Source organism: Lacinutrix sp. WUR7 (genome assembly GCF_016864015.1).
GTDB lineage: Bacteria > Bacteroidota > Bacteroidia > Flavobacteriales > Flavobacteriaceae > Oceanihabitans.
On the sequence record NZ_CP045067.1, the window covers coordinates 3,229,569 to 3,248,229 of the forward strand.

Annotated in this window: 6 protein-coding genes; 4 read left to right on the top strand and 2 right to left on the bottom strand. The window is 30.0% G+C overall.

Annotated elements, in window-relative coordinates; translation table 11 throughout:
• Positions 1–142: 142 nt before the first annotated feature.
• The gene (locus tag FG167_RS14265; RefSeq protein WP_203458900.1) at positions 143–2,497 is read right to left on the bottom strand and encodes a T9SS type A sorting domain-containing protein; all 2,355 of its coding nucleotides are present in this window, start codon (positions 2,495–2,497) and stop codon (positions 143–145) included.
• A gap of 597 nt (positions 2,498–3,094) precedes the next feature.
• Between FG167_RS14265 and FG167_RS14270 the strand changes: the two genes are divergently transcribed.
• Complete coding sequence (locus tag FG167_RS14270) at positions 3,095–5,098, top strand: IPT/TIG domain-containing protein (RefSeq protein WP_203458901.1); 2,004 nt, start codon at positions 3,095–3,097, stop codon at positions 5,096–5,098.
• Positions 5,099–5,353: 255 nt separating this feature from the next.
• Here the strand turns inward: FG167_RS14270 and FG167_RS14275 are convergent, their stop codons facing one another.
• Positions 5,354–8,608 (bottom strand): P-loop NTPase fold protein, encoded by a 3,255-nt coding sequence (locus tag FG167_RS14275; protein WP_203458902.1) that lies wholly within the window; start codon positions 8,606–8,608, stop codon positions 5,354–5,356.
• A gap of 344 nt (positions 8,609–8,952) precedes the next feature.
• Between FG167_RS14275 and FG167_RS14280 the strand changes: the two genes are divergently transcribed.
• The 3 genes from FG167_RS14280 to FG167_RS14290 all read left to right on the top strand — a co-directional run bounded on the left by FG167_RS14280 (position 8,953) and on the right by FG167_RS14290 (position 18,553).
• Positions 8,953–9,378, top strand: a complete 426-nt coding sequence (locus tag FG167_RS14280) for a hypothetical protein (RefSeq protein ID WP_203458903.1) — start codon at positions 8,953–8,955, stop codon at positions 9,376–9,378.
• A 1,087-nt stretch (positions 9,379–10,465) separates the two neighbouring features.
• On the top strand, positions 10,466–11,062 hold the full coding sequence (locus FG167_RS14285; protein WP_203458904.1) for a hypothetical protein: 597 nt from the start codon (positions 10,466–10,468) through the stop codon (positions 11,060–11,062).
• Between the two features lie 108 nt (positions 11,063–11,170).
• A complete protein-coding gene (locus FG167_RS14290; protein WP_203458905.1) occupies positions 11,171–18,553 on the top strand; it encodes a SpvB/TcaC N-terminal domain-containing protein in 7,383 nt (2,460 codons plus the stop codon).
• Positions 18,554–18,661: the final 108 nt, after the last annotated feature.

Sequence of the window (18,661 nt, forward strand, 5' to 3'; positions counted from 1 at the left end):
TTTTTAGAATAGTCCTTTAATAAAACAGCATCTAAGTTATTTAGATGCTGTTTTTGTTTTTGATTAAAATGGAATGCACGAGCTCTTATTTCTAAAATTTAACAGAGCAAGTAAACTCTTTTTAGAGCAACGCCAAAGTTCTTTACTGTTTAATAAATTTATGAGTTTCACTTTTGCTTAAACTTTTTGTTTTAATAAAATAAACGCCAGAATTTAATTTATTTAAATCCAAATTAATTTCTGTTTTGTCTGAGAGTAAATCTATTTCTTTGACTAGATGCCCATTAATACTATAAATACTGATTTTATTAAATGCATTTTCACTTTTTATAGTCATTGTATTAATAACAGGATTTGGATATATAGCAATACTTGCATCATCAAAACCAAAGTCGACTACACTAAGTGCATTTTCAATAGTAGTTACTTCATTGTTAGTAATTATTGGAAAATTGAAATCAAAATAAATTTCTGCACTATTTTCAAATGAGTTGCCTATAGTTAATGTATTTAGTGTCTTAATTTTAAAAGTAATATAACCATCATTATTAACATCATCAAAAGGTAGGTTTATATTTTCAAAGATAAATTCTACAACATTTGTATCTTTTATTCTTGTAATAAAATTGTGACTAGCATGTATTGGAATTAAAGAAGAAATATCAAACATATTTTGATCTATAATATCTTTTACTACAATATTTGTAGCATTTGCTGTTCCATTGTTTTCAAATCTAATTAGATAATGAACATATTCCCCAACTTTTTCTTCGAAAATAGTTTTTCCCTCTATACAAGTTTTATGGTTTGGATCAAAAGAATTTACAACTGTTTGATTAAAAGTAAAAGTATTGTCTATTTCTGTTTGGTCATTTATTATTGGGTTAATTGTTACATCAAAAATTAAAACATCATCACTATTAAGAGGAAAATCTAAATCTGTTGGCGTATTTAAGTTTGCCGTTAATGTAATTTCTCTCATCTCAAAAGGGAGTAAATCCGTGTAATTCCAAGTTAATGAATTCACGTTTTGTGAATCAAAAGTAGGATTTGCAGAAACAATATCCATAAAATCATCTTGAAATATAAAATCAATATTACCTGAAAGTGTAGTGTTACCTTTATTCTTATAAACGATTTTATATTCTGTATCAAATCCAGGTATAGCTTGTTGTAAAGGAATAATTACTATTTCTAGATCATTATGTATTCCATTTGCTGTAATACAAAAATCCTGTATATTGGTATTGTTATTAGTATCTGTAAAATTTATTGTAGCATCTATTGGAGAAACGTTAAAAAATGCTGGATTTTCTAAATTTGGTGTTATGGTGAAATCACCATCTAAAGTATAGAAATTATATTCTCCTGTGGCAGTAGTAAACATTGTTCTAGTACTTGTACCATCATCAATGTTTACTCTAAGAAATGGAAATGCACTATCGTTTGCGTCGCAGCCATCATTTTGAATATCGTATGTTATTTTTCCTGTTATAATGTTGAAATTTCCTCCAGGTAAAAATGAGCAATTGGAGTTGACGTTAACTATCATCCCATTATTAGTGAAATAAGTATTTAAAGCATTTATTTCATTCTCATCTGCACATACAAATTGTAAATTAGGGTTGTTAGTAGAGTTAAAATAAAAAGAATTATCATAACCCATTGTATTACCATTCTTTAAATTAAGACTTATCAATTGATTATTTTGACATGCTAATCTATATAAGTTAGTACTAATACTTATATCTAATGCAGTTATATTATTATTATAGCAGTCTAAACGAAGTATATTAGTATTGTTAATATTTAAAGTGGATATATTATTATTAAAGCAATACAATACACCTAAATTAGCGCTGTTACTAACATCTAAATCGGTAAGGTTATTATTTTCACACTGAAAATTAACAAGATTAATATTATCACTAACATCTATAGTTGATAGGTTATTATTTGCACAGTATAAGTCATTAAGGTTAATGCTATTATTCACATTTAAATTAGATATATTATTATTTCCACAGAATAATCGCTCTAAATTAATATAGTTACTAACATCTAAATCTGGTAAACTATTATTTTCACAATGTAACTCCACTAGATTAATATTATTACTAACACTTAAACTTATTATTTGATTATTATCACAATTTAGGTATGTTAAATCAACGTTGTTTTCAACATTTAAACTTGTAATTTGATTATAAGAGCAATTTAAAAATGTTAAATTAATAAAACTTTCAATTCCAGTAAGATTTGAAATACTTGAAGAAATCACTTTTAATTCACTTACCTGTAACGCCTCACTTTCTTGTATCTCTCCATCGTTATTAGCATCAACCTTAAATCTATTTCCACTTAAATTCCAAGCAGTAAAATTATCAGTATTCGCTTCTAGTAATTTAGCTTTAAAATTAGCATCAGGTATATTTACAATTTGTGCTTCTATAGAAAAAGAAACAATAACTAGTATTAAAAAAAATAAGTTCTTCATGTGGGAAATATAATATAAAAACTATTTGTTTGCTTTTTTTTTATATATCTCACTTGAGCTCATAAAATTTTGATAAAACAATAGGCTATTTTAAGAGAATTACCCAGGGGATGATTCGGATAAAATACAATGCGTAGTAAGTGGATGCTTGTAATGGGATACAACATTTACTAAATGATAGTTCTGGATTAAACAGGAATTACTTATAACTTATCGCTATTTTATATAACGTCGGATTATAAAACATTTTTGTTTTAGAATGGCCTGCGTTATGTGCACTTTGCTTTGGTAAAAGCGAAGTAGCAAATTCTACTTTTTCTTCTATAATTTTTCTCTACAATGTTAATGAAATCGAGTTTGCGAGATTCAAGAACACCTCTAAAACAATATTAACCTTGTGATTAAACACTCTTTTTACGAAATCGAAGAATGAGATTCATGAATTCCAATTTATTAGAATAGACAAACAATGAATAAACGACGATAGGAGAGAAGTGAAATGTGTGTGGAATGAGTTTATAAGAACTAATACTCATTTCTTCATTAATTGACATGTTTCATTATTTAAAATTATTAAATTCGTTAAAAAAATATAAGATGTTTAAAAATATTATATATATACTTTTAGTTGCTTGTGTAATTTTTTCTTGTGATAACGATAACGAAGAAGATAATCTTCCTCCATTACCTATTGTCGAGACCGTTGGAAGTCAAGTTTTTTCTAGTGGAGGCGTTACATTACAAGGCAATATTAGTAATCTAGGTGATAACCAAATAACTGCTTTTGGTTTTGAGGTTGAAACACAAGGAAATAATGTCTATTATAATGTAAATCATCAAGTAACATTACCTGCAACACAAGGTATATTTGTAGTCGAAATTCTGCAAGGTTTATATCCAGATTTAGAATATCATTTTACAGCTTATGTAACAACCGATTTAGACACCTATCGAGGTGAAACATTAAGCTTTTTCTCAAACGGAAGTGCAGACCCAATAATGGAGCAGTGTACGCCTAATATTGCTCATATTGGAGACACGGTAGTTTTAAGTGGAGAAAATTTCCCAACAGATATTAACGAATTAGAATTAAAGTTTGGGGATTCTTATGCTCAAATAGAATCTACTACAGAAACAGAAATAACCTTTACGGTTCCTAGACCAGAAGGCGATTTAAGAGGATTAGAAATTTCATCTTATGGTAATCAAGTAATAGAAAATGGGTTGCTAGATCTACACCAACCAATAATCACTAGTACTAATCCAGCAACAGCTTTTTTTGGAGAAACCATATCTATAATTGGAGACCATTTTAATAATAATATTTATAATACAAGCGTTAGCATTGGGGGAATTGATGCGCAAGTTTTAAGTACTTCCAGAAACGAAATTCAAGTAATAATCCCAGAAGATGTCAATTATTCAAATAGCATAATAACAGTTTATGCTCAAAATCAATATGTAAATTATAACAATTTTAATATTAAAGTACCAGAATTTGTAACGGTTCCAAATCAAGTTTATACAGACCAAAATTTTTTGGTAACAGTAGATCAAACATATGAGAATAAAAATTTGTTTTTAATAGACGGAAAAGAATATTATCCAACTATAATTGACGATACAACGTTACAATTCTATATTTATAGTAGTCAAAGTTTTGTCCAGCGTGATATTACATTAAAATGGGTAATTAATGATATCGAAGTTGTTTCAGATCAATTATTAAACCTAAGTAATCCCTATTATAAAATTAAAGATGGATATAACAATAACTTCCCGTTTGCCAAATATGATGTATTTACAATAAATAATGAAGCAGTAATAATAGGTGATATAGCCTATACAAATCCATTAAAATACATATACAAGTATAATGATGTAACTAGAACTTGGACAAATCAATCGCAATTAAATAGTAATGGATCGCCTTATTCTTTTGGATCTGGTGGTGCGTCTTTTGTTTACTCAGAAAACACAAATTTAATTTTTGGGTTACGAAGCAATGGATTTGCTCAAGATTTTATTCAAGTAGATATTAGCACAGGTAATGTAACAGAATTAACACCAAATAATCAAAGCAATTATTATGGTAAAGGATTTGCCTATCAAAATAAAGTGTTTTACACTATGCCATTAACAAGTGATTTATGGGCATATGATATAAACAATCAAACCTGGTCCGTAATTAGTACGTTACCCTATAATATAACACAATATAGAAATCAATATATAACACCAATTGTAGTTGGTGATTATGTCTATATCGCAAATGGATCGGATGATAGTCAATTTAATGACTTTTGGAGAATGAATTTAAACACCTATCAATGGGAACAATTATCAAATAATCCAAGTCCTAGTAAAAGTGCTGCTGTTTATTTAAGAAACAATCAATTACATTTTGTTGGTACCGAAGTTTGGAAGTATGATTTAGTTACACAAAACTGGGGAATTATGCCTAATTCCGGAATTACAAACAATCCCTACGACCATGGAACAGATGTTTTTATCCAAAATAATATTCCTTATGTGATTTACCGAGAGGATTTTACAAATGTGTCCTATTTAAACTTGTTTTTTGGTGATCTAGTAGATTAATATATATGTAGTCTAGGAAATCACTTATATTAGAAATAACTTATCGCTATTTTATATAACGTCAGATTATAGTGCATTTCTGCACTATAATGTTCTGCGTTATGTAACTTTGCTTTGGTAAAAGCATAGTTTAAACTACTACATTTTCTTATTTTTTTCTTCTCAAATGTTTCCCTACGATGTTAATGGAACACTCTTTTTACGAAGCGACGATAGGAGAGTAGTGGAATGTGTGTGGAATGGACTTTGAAATATTTATTTTAATTTCTTTATTAAAGCTGAAACTTTTGATTTATGTCTTTTAGTTGGTTTATTTAAGTTAGATGTAAGCTTAAGGATATAATCAATAGTACTTTGGTATAAATCCTTTTTATTTAGCTTTAAAAAATTATTCAAGTAGTTTGTATTAATTGGACTTTGTTTATAATAATCAACATAGCTTTTCATTATTTTATTAAATGATGATTTATGAATATGTTTTTTTGCAGAAAACACCCAATCGTATGGTGGATATTTCTCAGAACAGATTTCTAAAAGTAGATTTTCTTGGACTTTCGAACTGTGTTGGACACCAATAAATCGAACAAATTTTTGAAACTTACTGAAGTTGTTTTGGGCTTTCAGATAGTTTACAAAAGAATTACCTATTAATTCTTCGTTATTCAATTCATAAAGATTATAAACGTAATTTTCTAACTCTTTTGAGCTTAAATTATCAACAGAAGCAAAAAATAAATCTTTATCCTTTTCATAAATTAGCCCTAACCAATCACTTGGATACTTCATGAGTGTTGGATATCCCTTGTAGGTAAAAAAGTACTTAAATATATTATCAATTAATATACTCTTTTGAGCACTTGAAAGGCCTTTTTTGCCTTTGGTTTTATTGTACATTAACATAAGTGTTTTATAAAACATTGTTGCATTTTGCACTTTTAGCTTGCTAATAATTATATCGAAAAAATTCCAACTATAAGGACCATAATATTTTACAATTTTTTGATAAACAGTATTAATTCCTAAACTTAACTTTTGATAATCTACTTTTATAAAATGTGAGTTAAAATATTTCTCAAAATTTGCATCTGTAGCAAATTCATTATTTAATTTCATATAATTAAAAATCAAATCAGAAAAGACAATGTAGAAATCAATTTCTTCATCGTTTAGACCACTTATATATTCTTGATTTAGTTTTGTTTGAATGGTATTGAATAGAACTTCATCTATATCTAGAATTCCAGAATCAACTTTAGGAAACAATTCATTTAACCTATTAACAATGTCTTTAGTTTCAAAGATTCCCTTTGCAGTTGTAGCTTTTAAATTATATTCTGATTCAAGTTTGTTAAAAAAGTAGTGAGCATATTCAGTAAATATTAATGAATCCTTAATGTACTCTTTTTCAATATATTTATCTGTAATATCTATAAGTAAATCAGTTACTTTTTTATCTTCTATTTTATTTTCATTTAATAACTCCAGCATTTTGTCAATGAAATTTGAATCGAGCAATGAATGGGTAATTTCTATATTTTCCTCAAATACTTTATAATCTTTTAATAGCAAATTATCATCTAAAATTTTACGTTTTAAATTAGTGCTTAATCCTTTAATTAACTCTGGATGGCTTTCAAAAACTTTAATAAAAACCTGTATATTTTTATGTATTCCTTTTATAGTTGTATCGGGATTAATCGATTTTTTAAGATATTCAAATAGTTTATCATAAGGTTTCTTGAAGTTCAACTCAAAATAAAACCATTTAGCAGACTCACAATACAATTTAAAATTACTTAGGTTTGTAATAATATCATTAAATTGATTGTTTGAGAAAATCCTATTTATGAAACTGTATGACTTTAAATTATCCTTAATTTCAGTTTGAAATTTTTCATAAGTCAAGATGTTGAATAGCATTTCTGAAACAGGAAAAGCTATTGATTTATAATCTTCGAATTTATTACTATTATAATCATAAACACTTTCTATTTGATTAAGCAACAACTTAACATTTTCTGTCTTTATATCTCCCTCAATATCAATTGATAATAACTCAAAAATTTCATTTATTTCTCCATTTTCAATAAATTCACGAAGTTCATCTGGTATATCTTTATCTCTATCTATATTTAGAATGAAAGGTTCAACATTATTAAAATGAACGTCAATATTTCGCTTGAAAAATCTTTTTTGATTTCTAGTTAATGTAAAATCTTTATTGTCAATCTTAACAATAAATTTATCTTCTAGTTGAGTAGTTTCATACTTTAAAGCTGTATTAACTTTATTCAAAAAATTGATATCGTCAAGAACTCTTTTGAAGAGTAAATTCCATTCTTGTTTAATTATTAAAAGTTTAATTAAAAAATCATCTGCTTGATTAGTATAATCTAATTTAACATAGTCTTCTTTAATCTGTCTTTCTAATAAATCTCTTTCGGTTTGAAGATTATTTAAGAACTGTATTATTTTTCTTGGATTAGTTGTAAATTCTTGACAGATAAGTCTTATTCCAATGTTCGATAACTTAAGATTATAATCTTCGTTTATGGCTTTTGTGAATCCAACTAATTCTTTTGGTGTGAATTTTTTTAATCTAATTATTTGATGAAAGATTTTTCTTAAATATTCATCAGCATCATCTGAATCACCATTCAAAAAAGATGTTATTCCGTTTTCGTCAACTGGTAGAATAAAAATGATATTATCATTCTCTAAAAAGTTTTTAATTGATGATAAAGTGATCATAAGATTATCTTTATCACATCTATCAAGATTGTCAATTACAACTACCATTTTCTTAAATATAGTTTTGCTAACAATTTTATTTTTAATTTTTTTAAGAATATTCATTTTAGATATACCAAAAATCTCATTGGTTATATCTCTAAAAGTATCTTCAAATTTTTCTGGCTCAATTATTTTAGTTTGCCTTGTTATATGTGGTATAACTCTGAAAAAATTACCAGATATGGTAAATATAAAACTTGAAAATATTGAAAATACAAGTAGAAGAAATTTTTCATTACCTGATAAACTTGAAAAAAAGAAACTATAAACCAATATAATTATTATTAGTCCTATTGCATAAGGCAACAATTTTTGATATTCAGGTTGAACTGTAGTCTTATTGCTGTCTTCTTTTGTAATATCTTTATAAAGTATTTCTTCTAAATCAGTTTCAAGTATAGCTGAGAATTTTTCATTCAAACTTCTTATAAAACTTCTCCTGAAATCATCATTTGAATATTTCCAGGCATCATATTTGAAATAGGCAATTTTATCATTTTCATCTACATCATTGTTTTTTCCTATAAAATTTTCTAATGTTTTTATTATTGTAGATTTTCCACTTCCCCAACCACCAAATAATCCAATATTCTGTTTTCCTTTTGATTGTTTAATAACTTCAAACAAAGTTTCAGCATAAGGTTTTGTGCCAAGTAAATCTTGATTTTCCGAATCTGACAAATCAAATTCTTTATCTTCTATAAATTTTATACTCATAAATTATAATTTCAAAAACATTTAATATAAGTAATATATTATCAGTATGTTATAACTATTCTATTACTTTTTAACATAGTTGTAAACTAAAAACGACCTCAGAAAATTTTGGTAAAACAATAGGTGAGTGAAGCGTACATATTTTAGGGGTTTAGTAATAAAGCTTCTTAACAGTTATAAATAAACAACGAATTTCAAAGCACTATTAACTAGTCACAATGTTTCCTAAAATATAGCGTAACGAGCCGTAATTGTTTCCAAAAGTTTATGCAGTCTTGATTTTTTTGTTTCTTTTTTTATCAAGAAAAAAAGAAAAGAAAGTATAAAAATGTATCTTGTTATCTATGAATACTCTCAATGAAAATGCTTTAAAATTTATGAATTCAGAGCTTGAAAAGGTTCAAATTAAAGTTACAGTCAATGAAAGTGGGAGAGAAGCAGTAGACTTTGTTATTGAGTCCAAAAGTGGAAAACAGTATCAATTATTGTTTAAATCTATTGATTTTGGTATAGAAAGAAGTATTAAGATTCCAAAACAAGATTTAGGTGAACTAAAAGAAAACCTTTTAATTGGATTAGTTCTTTTAATTGAGAGCGAAGCGAAAGTTTTATATCTAATTCCCTCAACAGTATTTTTAAATCCAAACTCAATATTTATTAGTAATGACGTAATGTTAGCACATTTATCTAATTGGGAAATTAGTGTATTTACAAACGCAATTCCAGAATTAAGTAAATATGCTTTAGAATATATGATTGATAAACTTTAAATCATATCTATAAACATTATGTAAAATAGAATTTCAAAAAAAGTTGAATTGAAATTATAAATAGAACAAGTGTATAGAAATTTATTTTTCTTAAATTTTATACTCTTGTGGTAATCTACGAGAATCACATAGAAAAAAATATTAACTATAAACATCAAGCTACGAGAATTATGGTAACATCAAAAATCTAGCTTTTTTTTGGCGTTGGCTTTGCGGTTGGGAATTGTGTTTTTAAAAATTTAATGCAATAGCATAAATTATTTAAAAAAAGCAATCGAGCGCAAAGGCAGCGGCAATTTTACATAACGACTAATTATAGTTCAAATTTCTAGTTCTGAAGCTTCTTGATAAATCGCGTATTTGAAAAAACTTGAACCATTGTACAGAATATTCAATTTATACGAGAAGTAAAATACTAATGTTTAATGACCCAAGTACAAACGTTTATTGTGAATACAACACATTGTGGGATATTTTACATAATATTGAATTATAGCTATCTAATTGTATTACATATAATTTGTACTATAATGGCCCGCGTTATGTAACTTTGCTTGGGTAAAGCAAAGTTTACTTACTATAATTTTACTTAAAGAAATCTCTAAAAAGTTTATAATACACTGTAATGGAGCACTCTTATTACGAAGTGACGTAGGAGCGTAGTGAAATGTGTTGAAATGGGTTTTTAACTAAAAAAGTGAACTCTGGTGCATTGAGGTTAACTATACATGGCTTTACTATGGAGTATCTATGAAGTATCCATTAACTAAGCATCTCTAAATTCTTATATAAATTAAGAAATAGATTAAAAAATTTAACATTATTTAGCATTTTGCAATGTAATAAGTCTGATAAATACTTCGTTATCATATTATTGCAACTACCCACACACATAATTTCCACAAAACTGTAACGAAAATCAATAGGCCTATTGATGATTATTAATTCTTTTTAAAAAAGAGAATTGAAATTGTTTAACTAGAGTTCTTACGCTATTAATTAAGCTCATAAAATGAGTTATAGTATTGGCTCATAATATTTAGAAATTATGGCAAAGCAAAAAGGTTTTATTAAGTTAAAAGGTTAGTTGGGAAGACTTACTTTTTACAAGAATAACGGAAATGATTTAATTAGAACTACTGGAGGTGTAGATAAAAACAGGATAAAAAATGATCCTGCTTTTAAACGTACTCGTGAGAATATGAGTGAGTTTGGAGCTTCTGCAACTGTTGGAAAAGCACTAAGAATGGGATTTGCAAATATTATTAAAAGCATGAGCGATAATAGTATAGTGGGCAGAATAACAGGACTTATGAAAAAAATAAACTCTGTTGGACCAGGATTAAGAGGGCAACGTGCTTTTGAAATTATGCCAAATAAAATACTATTAGAAGGTTTTGAGTTTAACAAAACAGCGCCTTTAGATGCTATATTTTATGCACCAAATAAAGCACCAACTTTAGATGCGAATAGGAGTGTAGTTACTTGGGTTGTGCCAGATTTTAATACTAGTAATTATATAAACGCACCAGAAGGCGCAACACATTTTAAATTGGTATTGGTTACTACTGTTTTGCGTTACAGCTTGGAAAGAAATCTTGCCTTAAGGAGTTTTAAAATTAAAAAAGGAGTTTTTCCTACAAAAAAAGGGATTTTTCCCTTAAGTCCTAAATTATTTTTTTAGTATATTTACTCTGGACGCATTGAAATTTACATTTTATATACTCAATTCCTCTATTCATAGTTTCTCCCTTTTGATATTAATAGCAAATAACAATATTGGTATGAGAACATGAAAAAAACCCAAGAAGACGAAAAAGGCATTCAACAACCTTCTTTAGTTCCAACATTAGAACTTCCAAAATCTGGAGGAGCTATTCAGGGAATAGGAGAAAAATATACAGCCAATCCAGCAACTGGTACTGGTAACTTCTCGGTTCCTATTGGTGTAACTGCTGGACGTGGCGCTCCACAACTTTCCGTCTCATATAGTTCAGGTTCTGGTAATAGTCCTTTTGGATTAGGATGGGGAATGTCCATTCCACAGATAACCAGAAAAACAGAAAGAAATCTACCATTATATAATGAGGATCAAGATTCAGATACCTTTATAATTTCTGGTGCTGAAGACTTGGTAAAGAAGTTCAACTTAAATGAAGTTTCTAATGAATGGGAAGAAGAAACATTCGAACAAGGTGATTATAAGATTAGTAGATATCGCCCTAGAACTGAAGGACTTTTTGCTCGGATAGAAAAATGGTTACATAAAACTTCGGGTGATATTTTTTGGAAATCTATTAGTGGCGAAAATATTACTAGTATTTATGGTGAAACTGTTGAAAGTAGAATTTTTGATTCTAAAAATTCAAAACGAATTTTCTCTTGGTTACTCTGTAAAACATTCGACAATAAAGGTAACATTACGCTATACCAATACAAACAAGAGGATAATGACAATGTTCTAAATTCTCTGTCTGAGGTACAACGAAAAAACAATATTCAACCTCAGAAATACCTAAAACGAATCCTTTATGGAAACAAATCAATGTTTCCTCAAAAAGAATCTGATACTTCTAAATTAGAGTTTCTATTTCAAGTTGTCTTTGATTATGGTGAACATGATTGGGACAATCCTAAAATCGCCGAACAAAACTCTTGGCCTTGTCGTTTAGATGCTTTTTCAAAATACAGAGCAGGATTTGAGATTCGTACACGCAGACTTTGTAAAAGAGTGCTTATGTTTCACACCTTTCAAGGTGAAAATGAAACCGTAGATAAATATGGCATAGGTAAAGAACGACTTATTCAAAGTACAGATATTAACTACGACGAGAATAAAAACATCACACAAGTAAATTCCATTACCAAAGTAGCTTATGAAAAAGAAGGTAGTAATTATATAAAAAACGAAATGCCGCCTTTAGAATTCACTTATTCCAAGGCAACTGTAAATGATACTATAAAAGAAATAGATTCAATAAATACTAGAAATACTCCGCAAGGACTAAGCGGCAATTATCAATTTACAGATTTGAATGCTGAAGGTTTGAACGGGGTTTTAATGGAAACTGCAGGTGCTTGGTATTATAGAAGAAATTTAGGTGATGGTAAATTTGATGGACTAAAGACTATAAGTGAAAAACCTAATTGGAGTAACCTTTCTGGAGGTACACAATTGAGTAATATAGAATCTAACGGACAATTGTATTTAAGTCGTCAAGGAAGCAATGGAGGGTATAGTAAAAGAGACGATGATGGTTCTTGGTCGCCATTTAGAAATTATAATGAACGCGTTAATATAGATTTATCCGACCCAGATATTCGTTACGTAGATTTAAATGGAGATGGTCGGCCTGAAATATTGATTCTTAGAGATGAAGTCTTAAAATGGTATCCCAATAACGGGGAAAATGGTTTCAATAAGGAACAAAGAAACTATACTGGTTTAGACGAAAATCAAGGTCCTGCCAGAATTTTTCAAAATGATTTAGAAAGTATTTTTCTTAATGACATGACTGGTGATGGATTGAGCGATATTGTTCGTATTCGCTACAACGACATTTGTTATTGGCCAAACTTAGGATATGGGAATTTTGGCGAAAAAGTAATCATGGATAATGCTCCACACTTTGAAGCTCCAGATGTTTTTCATCCACAAAATTTAAGGCTTGCAGATATTGATGGCTCAGGAACAACCGATATTTTATACTTAGGAGGTCATATAACACAATACTGGCTCAACCATTCTGGTAATGGGTTTTCAGAACCAATTGAAATTAAAAATTTCCCTCCAACTCATAAGCAAACTACGGTTACATTAGTCGATTTATTAGGAAATGGAACTGCTTGTTTGGTATGGTCAAGTCCGTTGGCTTCCGATGCTCTTTCTCCATGGAAGTACATAGATATAATGAACAGTACAAAACCTTATTTGCTTACCGAGATTCGCAATAATATGGGAAGTGTAACACGTTCAGAATATAAACCATCCACCTACTTCTATTTAAAAGATGAACGAGCAGGTAAACCTTGGGTAACTAAACTACCTTTTCCTGTACATATCGTTCATAAAACAGAGGTTGAAGATTTAATCACAGGACATCGGTTTGTTACGGAATATGGCTATCATCATGGGTATTACGACAGAACAGAAAGAGAATTTAGAGGCTTCGGTTTTGTAGAGCAATGGGATGATGAGTCATTCAAAAATCCTGACAAACTCCATAAAGATGTTATTTATGATAAGCCACGTGTTTGTACCAAATCTTGGTTTCATACTGGCGCATGGGAAAAAGAAATTTCTCTGGAACAACAATATCAAAAAGAATACTGGTTACAAGTAAATAAAGAACGATTCTTGGCTGATTCTGAATTGCTGGATGATGCACCATTAATACCTTGGACTCCACAAGAAATACAAGAAGGGAAAAGAGCTTTAAGAGGACAATTATTACGTTCGGAAGTTTTTACAGAAGATAATACTGATGATAGCGACAAGCCTTATATAGTTACAGAATCTCGATTTCAGGTAAAGCAATTACAGCCGATTAAACTCAATGGGGAATCAAATAAACATGGAGTATATATTAGTTTGCCATTAGAAAAAGTAACTGCCACTTATGATAGAAATGTAGATGACCCACGATTGGCACATGAACTTACTTTAGAAATTGATGATTTTGGCAATGTACTTAAAGCTTCATCTGTTGCATACCCAAGATTGTATGGAAAAGGAACTGATACAGACCATTGCCCAGAACAATATCAACTAAAAATAATCTATACCGAAAATGAAGTCTATAATCAAGATGACTTCAATATAGATTGGTATGTAAAAGGTGTTCCGCTTTCAGCAAAATCTTTTGAGGTAATCTCGATAACGCAATCGCAAACATATCCTCCATTTTTTGAACGAGAAGACTTGATAAGAGATATTCCTTTGGCTACTAAAAAACTGCTTTCTGCTCAAGTAAATTACTATAGATCAGATGATACTGCCAATAGATTAGAACCTTTTGATAGCTTAACTGCTTCGAATTCAGAAAAAATAACAAGATTAGATTTTGGAGTTATAGAATCTCAAATATTGCCTTATGGCTCATATCAACTTATTGTAACAGACGAAATTTTACACAATGCTTATGATGAAAAATTCCCTTCAGCAACAGCGTTTACTAATAACATCATCGTATCATTAAAAAAAGAAAAATATCTCAATGTAGAACTTCCAACAAAAGTAGATACAAACCCTGTTCATCAGGGAAAAATAGAAGGTTATTGGGTTACAGGAGGCTTTGCACAATACGACCCAAATAATTTTTATACCACCACCAAAGTAAAAGACACTTGGGGAAATATTAGTAAAATTACTTTTGATGATATTGGTCTATTACCAATTAAAGTAAAAGACCCATTAGAAAATATAATTACAGCCGAATACGATTACCGCATTCTACAACCGCTTCGTATAACAGACCCAAATGGTAATAAGCAAGAAGTCGCTTATGATGGTTTTGGACGAGTGATTCGAACCGCTATAATGGGAAAATCAAATGAAAATGAAGGAGATGAATTGGATAGAATTAATGCACGAAATATTCATTCATTTGGTGATACAGAGACTAGTATTATAGAATATAATCATGAACGGTTTTGGAAAGAAGGCTTACCAAATTTCGTACATTCTTATACTAGAGAAACACATCATAACGACATAACCCCAGATAATCCGAATCGTTGGATGCAAGCCAGAGTCTATAGTGATGGCTTTGGACAAGAATTACAAAGCAAAGCCAAAGTGGAGCCTGGTGAGGCTAAATACATTGACACAAATGGGGATTTACAAACCAAAGTACTTTCAGACCCTCGTTGGCTATCAAGCGGAAGAACAGTTTACGACAACAAAGGGCAAGCCGTAAAACAATACGAACCTTATTTTAGTACAACTAAAGAATACCAAAAAGAAGAACATATTATAGAATGGGGTGTATCACCATTTATACATTATGATGCTATAGGTAGAGTATATCAAACCGATATGCCTGATGGCACCTTTACAAAGGTAGAATTTACACCTTGGATGTCGAAGACCTACGATGCACATGATACATTATCTACAGCAAGTGAATGGTATCTTAGAATGAAAAACGGAACAGATGCAGAAAAAAGAGCTGCAGACCTTTCTTTAATACATGCAAACTTACCTGCAATTCAAATTTTTGATGTTTTAGGAAGACTTATTCTGTCTAAACAAAAAATAAAGACCACCAAAAAAGCAACTACTAATAAAGAAATTTTAGCCATTAATGATCCTTTAAACATTCCAGAAACTGCAGTTTCTAAAGTAGTGTTAGATACTGTTGGGAATCCTTTGCAAACCTACGATGCTAATAATTTATTGGCACAAGAAGCTGTTTTTGATTTAGCTGGCAGACCTCTAAAAAGCAGTAGTAATGATGCTGGCACTTCTTTTATTTTGTATGCCATAGATAACCAACCAGTTTATTCTTGGTTACCTCGCAAGCAACGCATGCGCATGGAATACGACCAATTTAGAAGACCTACAGAACTTTGGGTAAAAGAAAATGGCGTTGAATCTATAAAAGAAACAACCGTTTATGGAGAACAGTATTCTGCAACTCCAGAGACAGCGAACATGAGAGGGCAAGTATGGAAAACTTTTGATGGTGCTGGATTTGCAGAAATAACACAGTATGATTTCAAAGGAGCTCCACTAGAAAGCAAACGCCACTTGTTTAAAAATCATTTAGAAACTTGGGATATTCCAAAAATAGCCAATCCAAATACGATTACTTTTGAAACATTTATGAGTAAAATAAAATATGACGCTCTAGGCAGACCTACAGAAACTGAAGCTGCAGATGGAAATATTACTCAAAGAGGAAGCCTTACTAGAAATGAATATGACCAAAGTGGTGCTTTAATAAAAGTAAAAACGAAACTTCCTAACGAGACTGTTTTTTCTGAACAAGTAAAAAACATTAGTTATAATGAAAAAGGGCAGCGAGAAAAAATACAATATGGTAATGGTGTTAGTACAGCATACAAATATGCGCCTCTTAATTATCGATTAATTAATATTAAGACTACTAATCACAACCAAAGTGGTGCATTATTACAAGATATTGTTTACACCTATGATGCTTTAGGGAATATTGTAAGAATTGAAGATTTAGCACAAGAAACCATTTCCTATAACAATCAACAAATAAAACCAATACAAGAATTTGAATATGATAGTCTTAACCGATTGATTTATGCAAGCGGAAAAGAACATATAGGGCAACAAAATAATGCGGAGCAATTAAAAATACCTGCTGAAATTAGTTCAAGTAATAAACCATCTGCAAATGATTTAAATGCTTTACAAAACTACACCCAAAGTTATGTTTACGATAAGGTAGGTAATATTTTGCGTTGGAAACATTTAGGTAATGCACCTTATACACGCGATTATCAGTATGATTATTTTACCGCACCTAACCCAAGTAAAAACCTTTTTGGGACTAGTAATCGTTTAGTGAAAACAGTACAAGGTAACAAAACAACTGAATTCGATTATGACGAAGCAGGTAACATATTACAATTAAGTAATCATCAAAATCCAATGGATTGGAATTTTAAACACCAACCTGTTTTTATGGATTTTACTACAACAAAACAAGCACATTATACCTATTATGCTTCGGGTGAACGCATTAGAAAAATACTATTAAATGGAACACGAGTAACCGCAGAACGCATCTTTTTAGGTAATTTAGAAATATACAGAGAATGGCAAGGCAATACCATAACCAAAGAGCAAACAAGTTTTCATATAGCAGATGATAGTGGGAGAATTTGTGTAATAGAAAGCATTACTAAAAATACAGCTTCTAACCCTACTACTTATGAGTCAGTGGGCAATAAAACATATCGTTACCAATTAAGCAACCACTTGGGTTCTGTTGGTCTTGAATTGGATGCTATTGGAAACATTATTTCTTTTGAAGAATATCACCCTTATGGCACTACCTCATTTTATTGGAAAAACACCAACATAAGCCAAAAGCAATACAGATATACAGGTAAAGAACGCGATGAAGAAAGCGGACTCTCTTACCATTCTGCCCGTTATTATATGCCTTGGCTAGGTCGTTGGCTTTCTGCTGATCCAGCTGGTATGATTGATGGCTCTTGTTTATATCAATATAGTTTGAGTAATCCAGTAATGTTTAGGGATGAGAATGGTAATCGAGCATCAAATCCTAATTCAAAAAATAGAGACTCCGAAAACCATCCTGAAGAAGAAAAAATTGATGATCATTACATCCTTTATACTCTTATATTTTATAAGCGTAGTGGTAAAAGAGTAGATAAAAGTTGGGTGACATCTGAAAAGAATATAAAGGGTGATAAATTTGTTGTCTCAACTCAACTAGAAGGGGATGTTAATGAGTATGGAGTTCAAAATACGTATAGTAATTCGGGCTATAGTGCCGATGCTGTAAATATGTATATTTTACTTTGGGAGAAGAGTAAGACGGAAATGATGCTTAGTAATCCGATTCATAGGAAGGCTGCAAGCATTTATACGAAAATTAAAGAAAGAGAACAACTTCAACTAATTGGAGATGTTTTATCGGTTGTGGCTGGAATAGTAACTATAATTGCTTCTTTAGGAACATTAACTGGTCCAGTTGCTGCAGCTGGAGCATTAAAAACATCTAGTCAATTATACTCCGCAGTTGGTTTAATCTCTGGTATTTCTTCAACTGGTTTAAATATTACTAAGGTTACACTAGACTTAAAAGGCGATTATCTGGCATCTTCTAAAATACCAGGGAGTGTATCTTATGCCATCGGGCAGCAATTTGATGAGCTATATAAGAATCTTATAGATGAAAATTATGAAGGAAATAATTTTGCTACTGTACTTGGCTTAGCAGAAGGATTTCTTCAAATAGGGTGGGCTGCAAAACTAAAAGAACTTGGTGTATCTGATACATTAGTAGGTAGTGCTATGGTACTAGCTTGGATGAGTGCAAATGGAGCTGATATGAAAGACTTTGAAAAAAATAAGGAAGAATTTTCGTCAATTTATAAAGAATATAAACTAATTGAACAAGCAAAAAAAAGAGATGAAGATCTACCAATTGTTACCCTAGAAAATTAATAATTAAAATACAAAGCTGACAGTATTACTTGAAAATTCGGAGAACAATAGACGCCTAGATTAAAAATAAAACATTTCGCCCTTGTTGGTATTATCAACAACATGCAT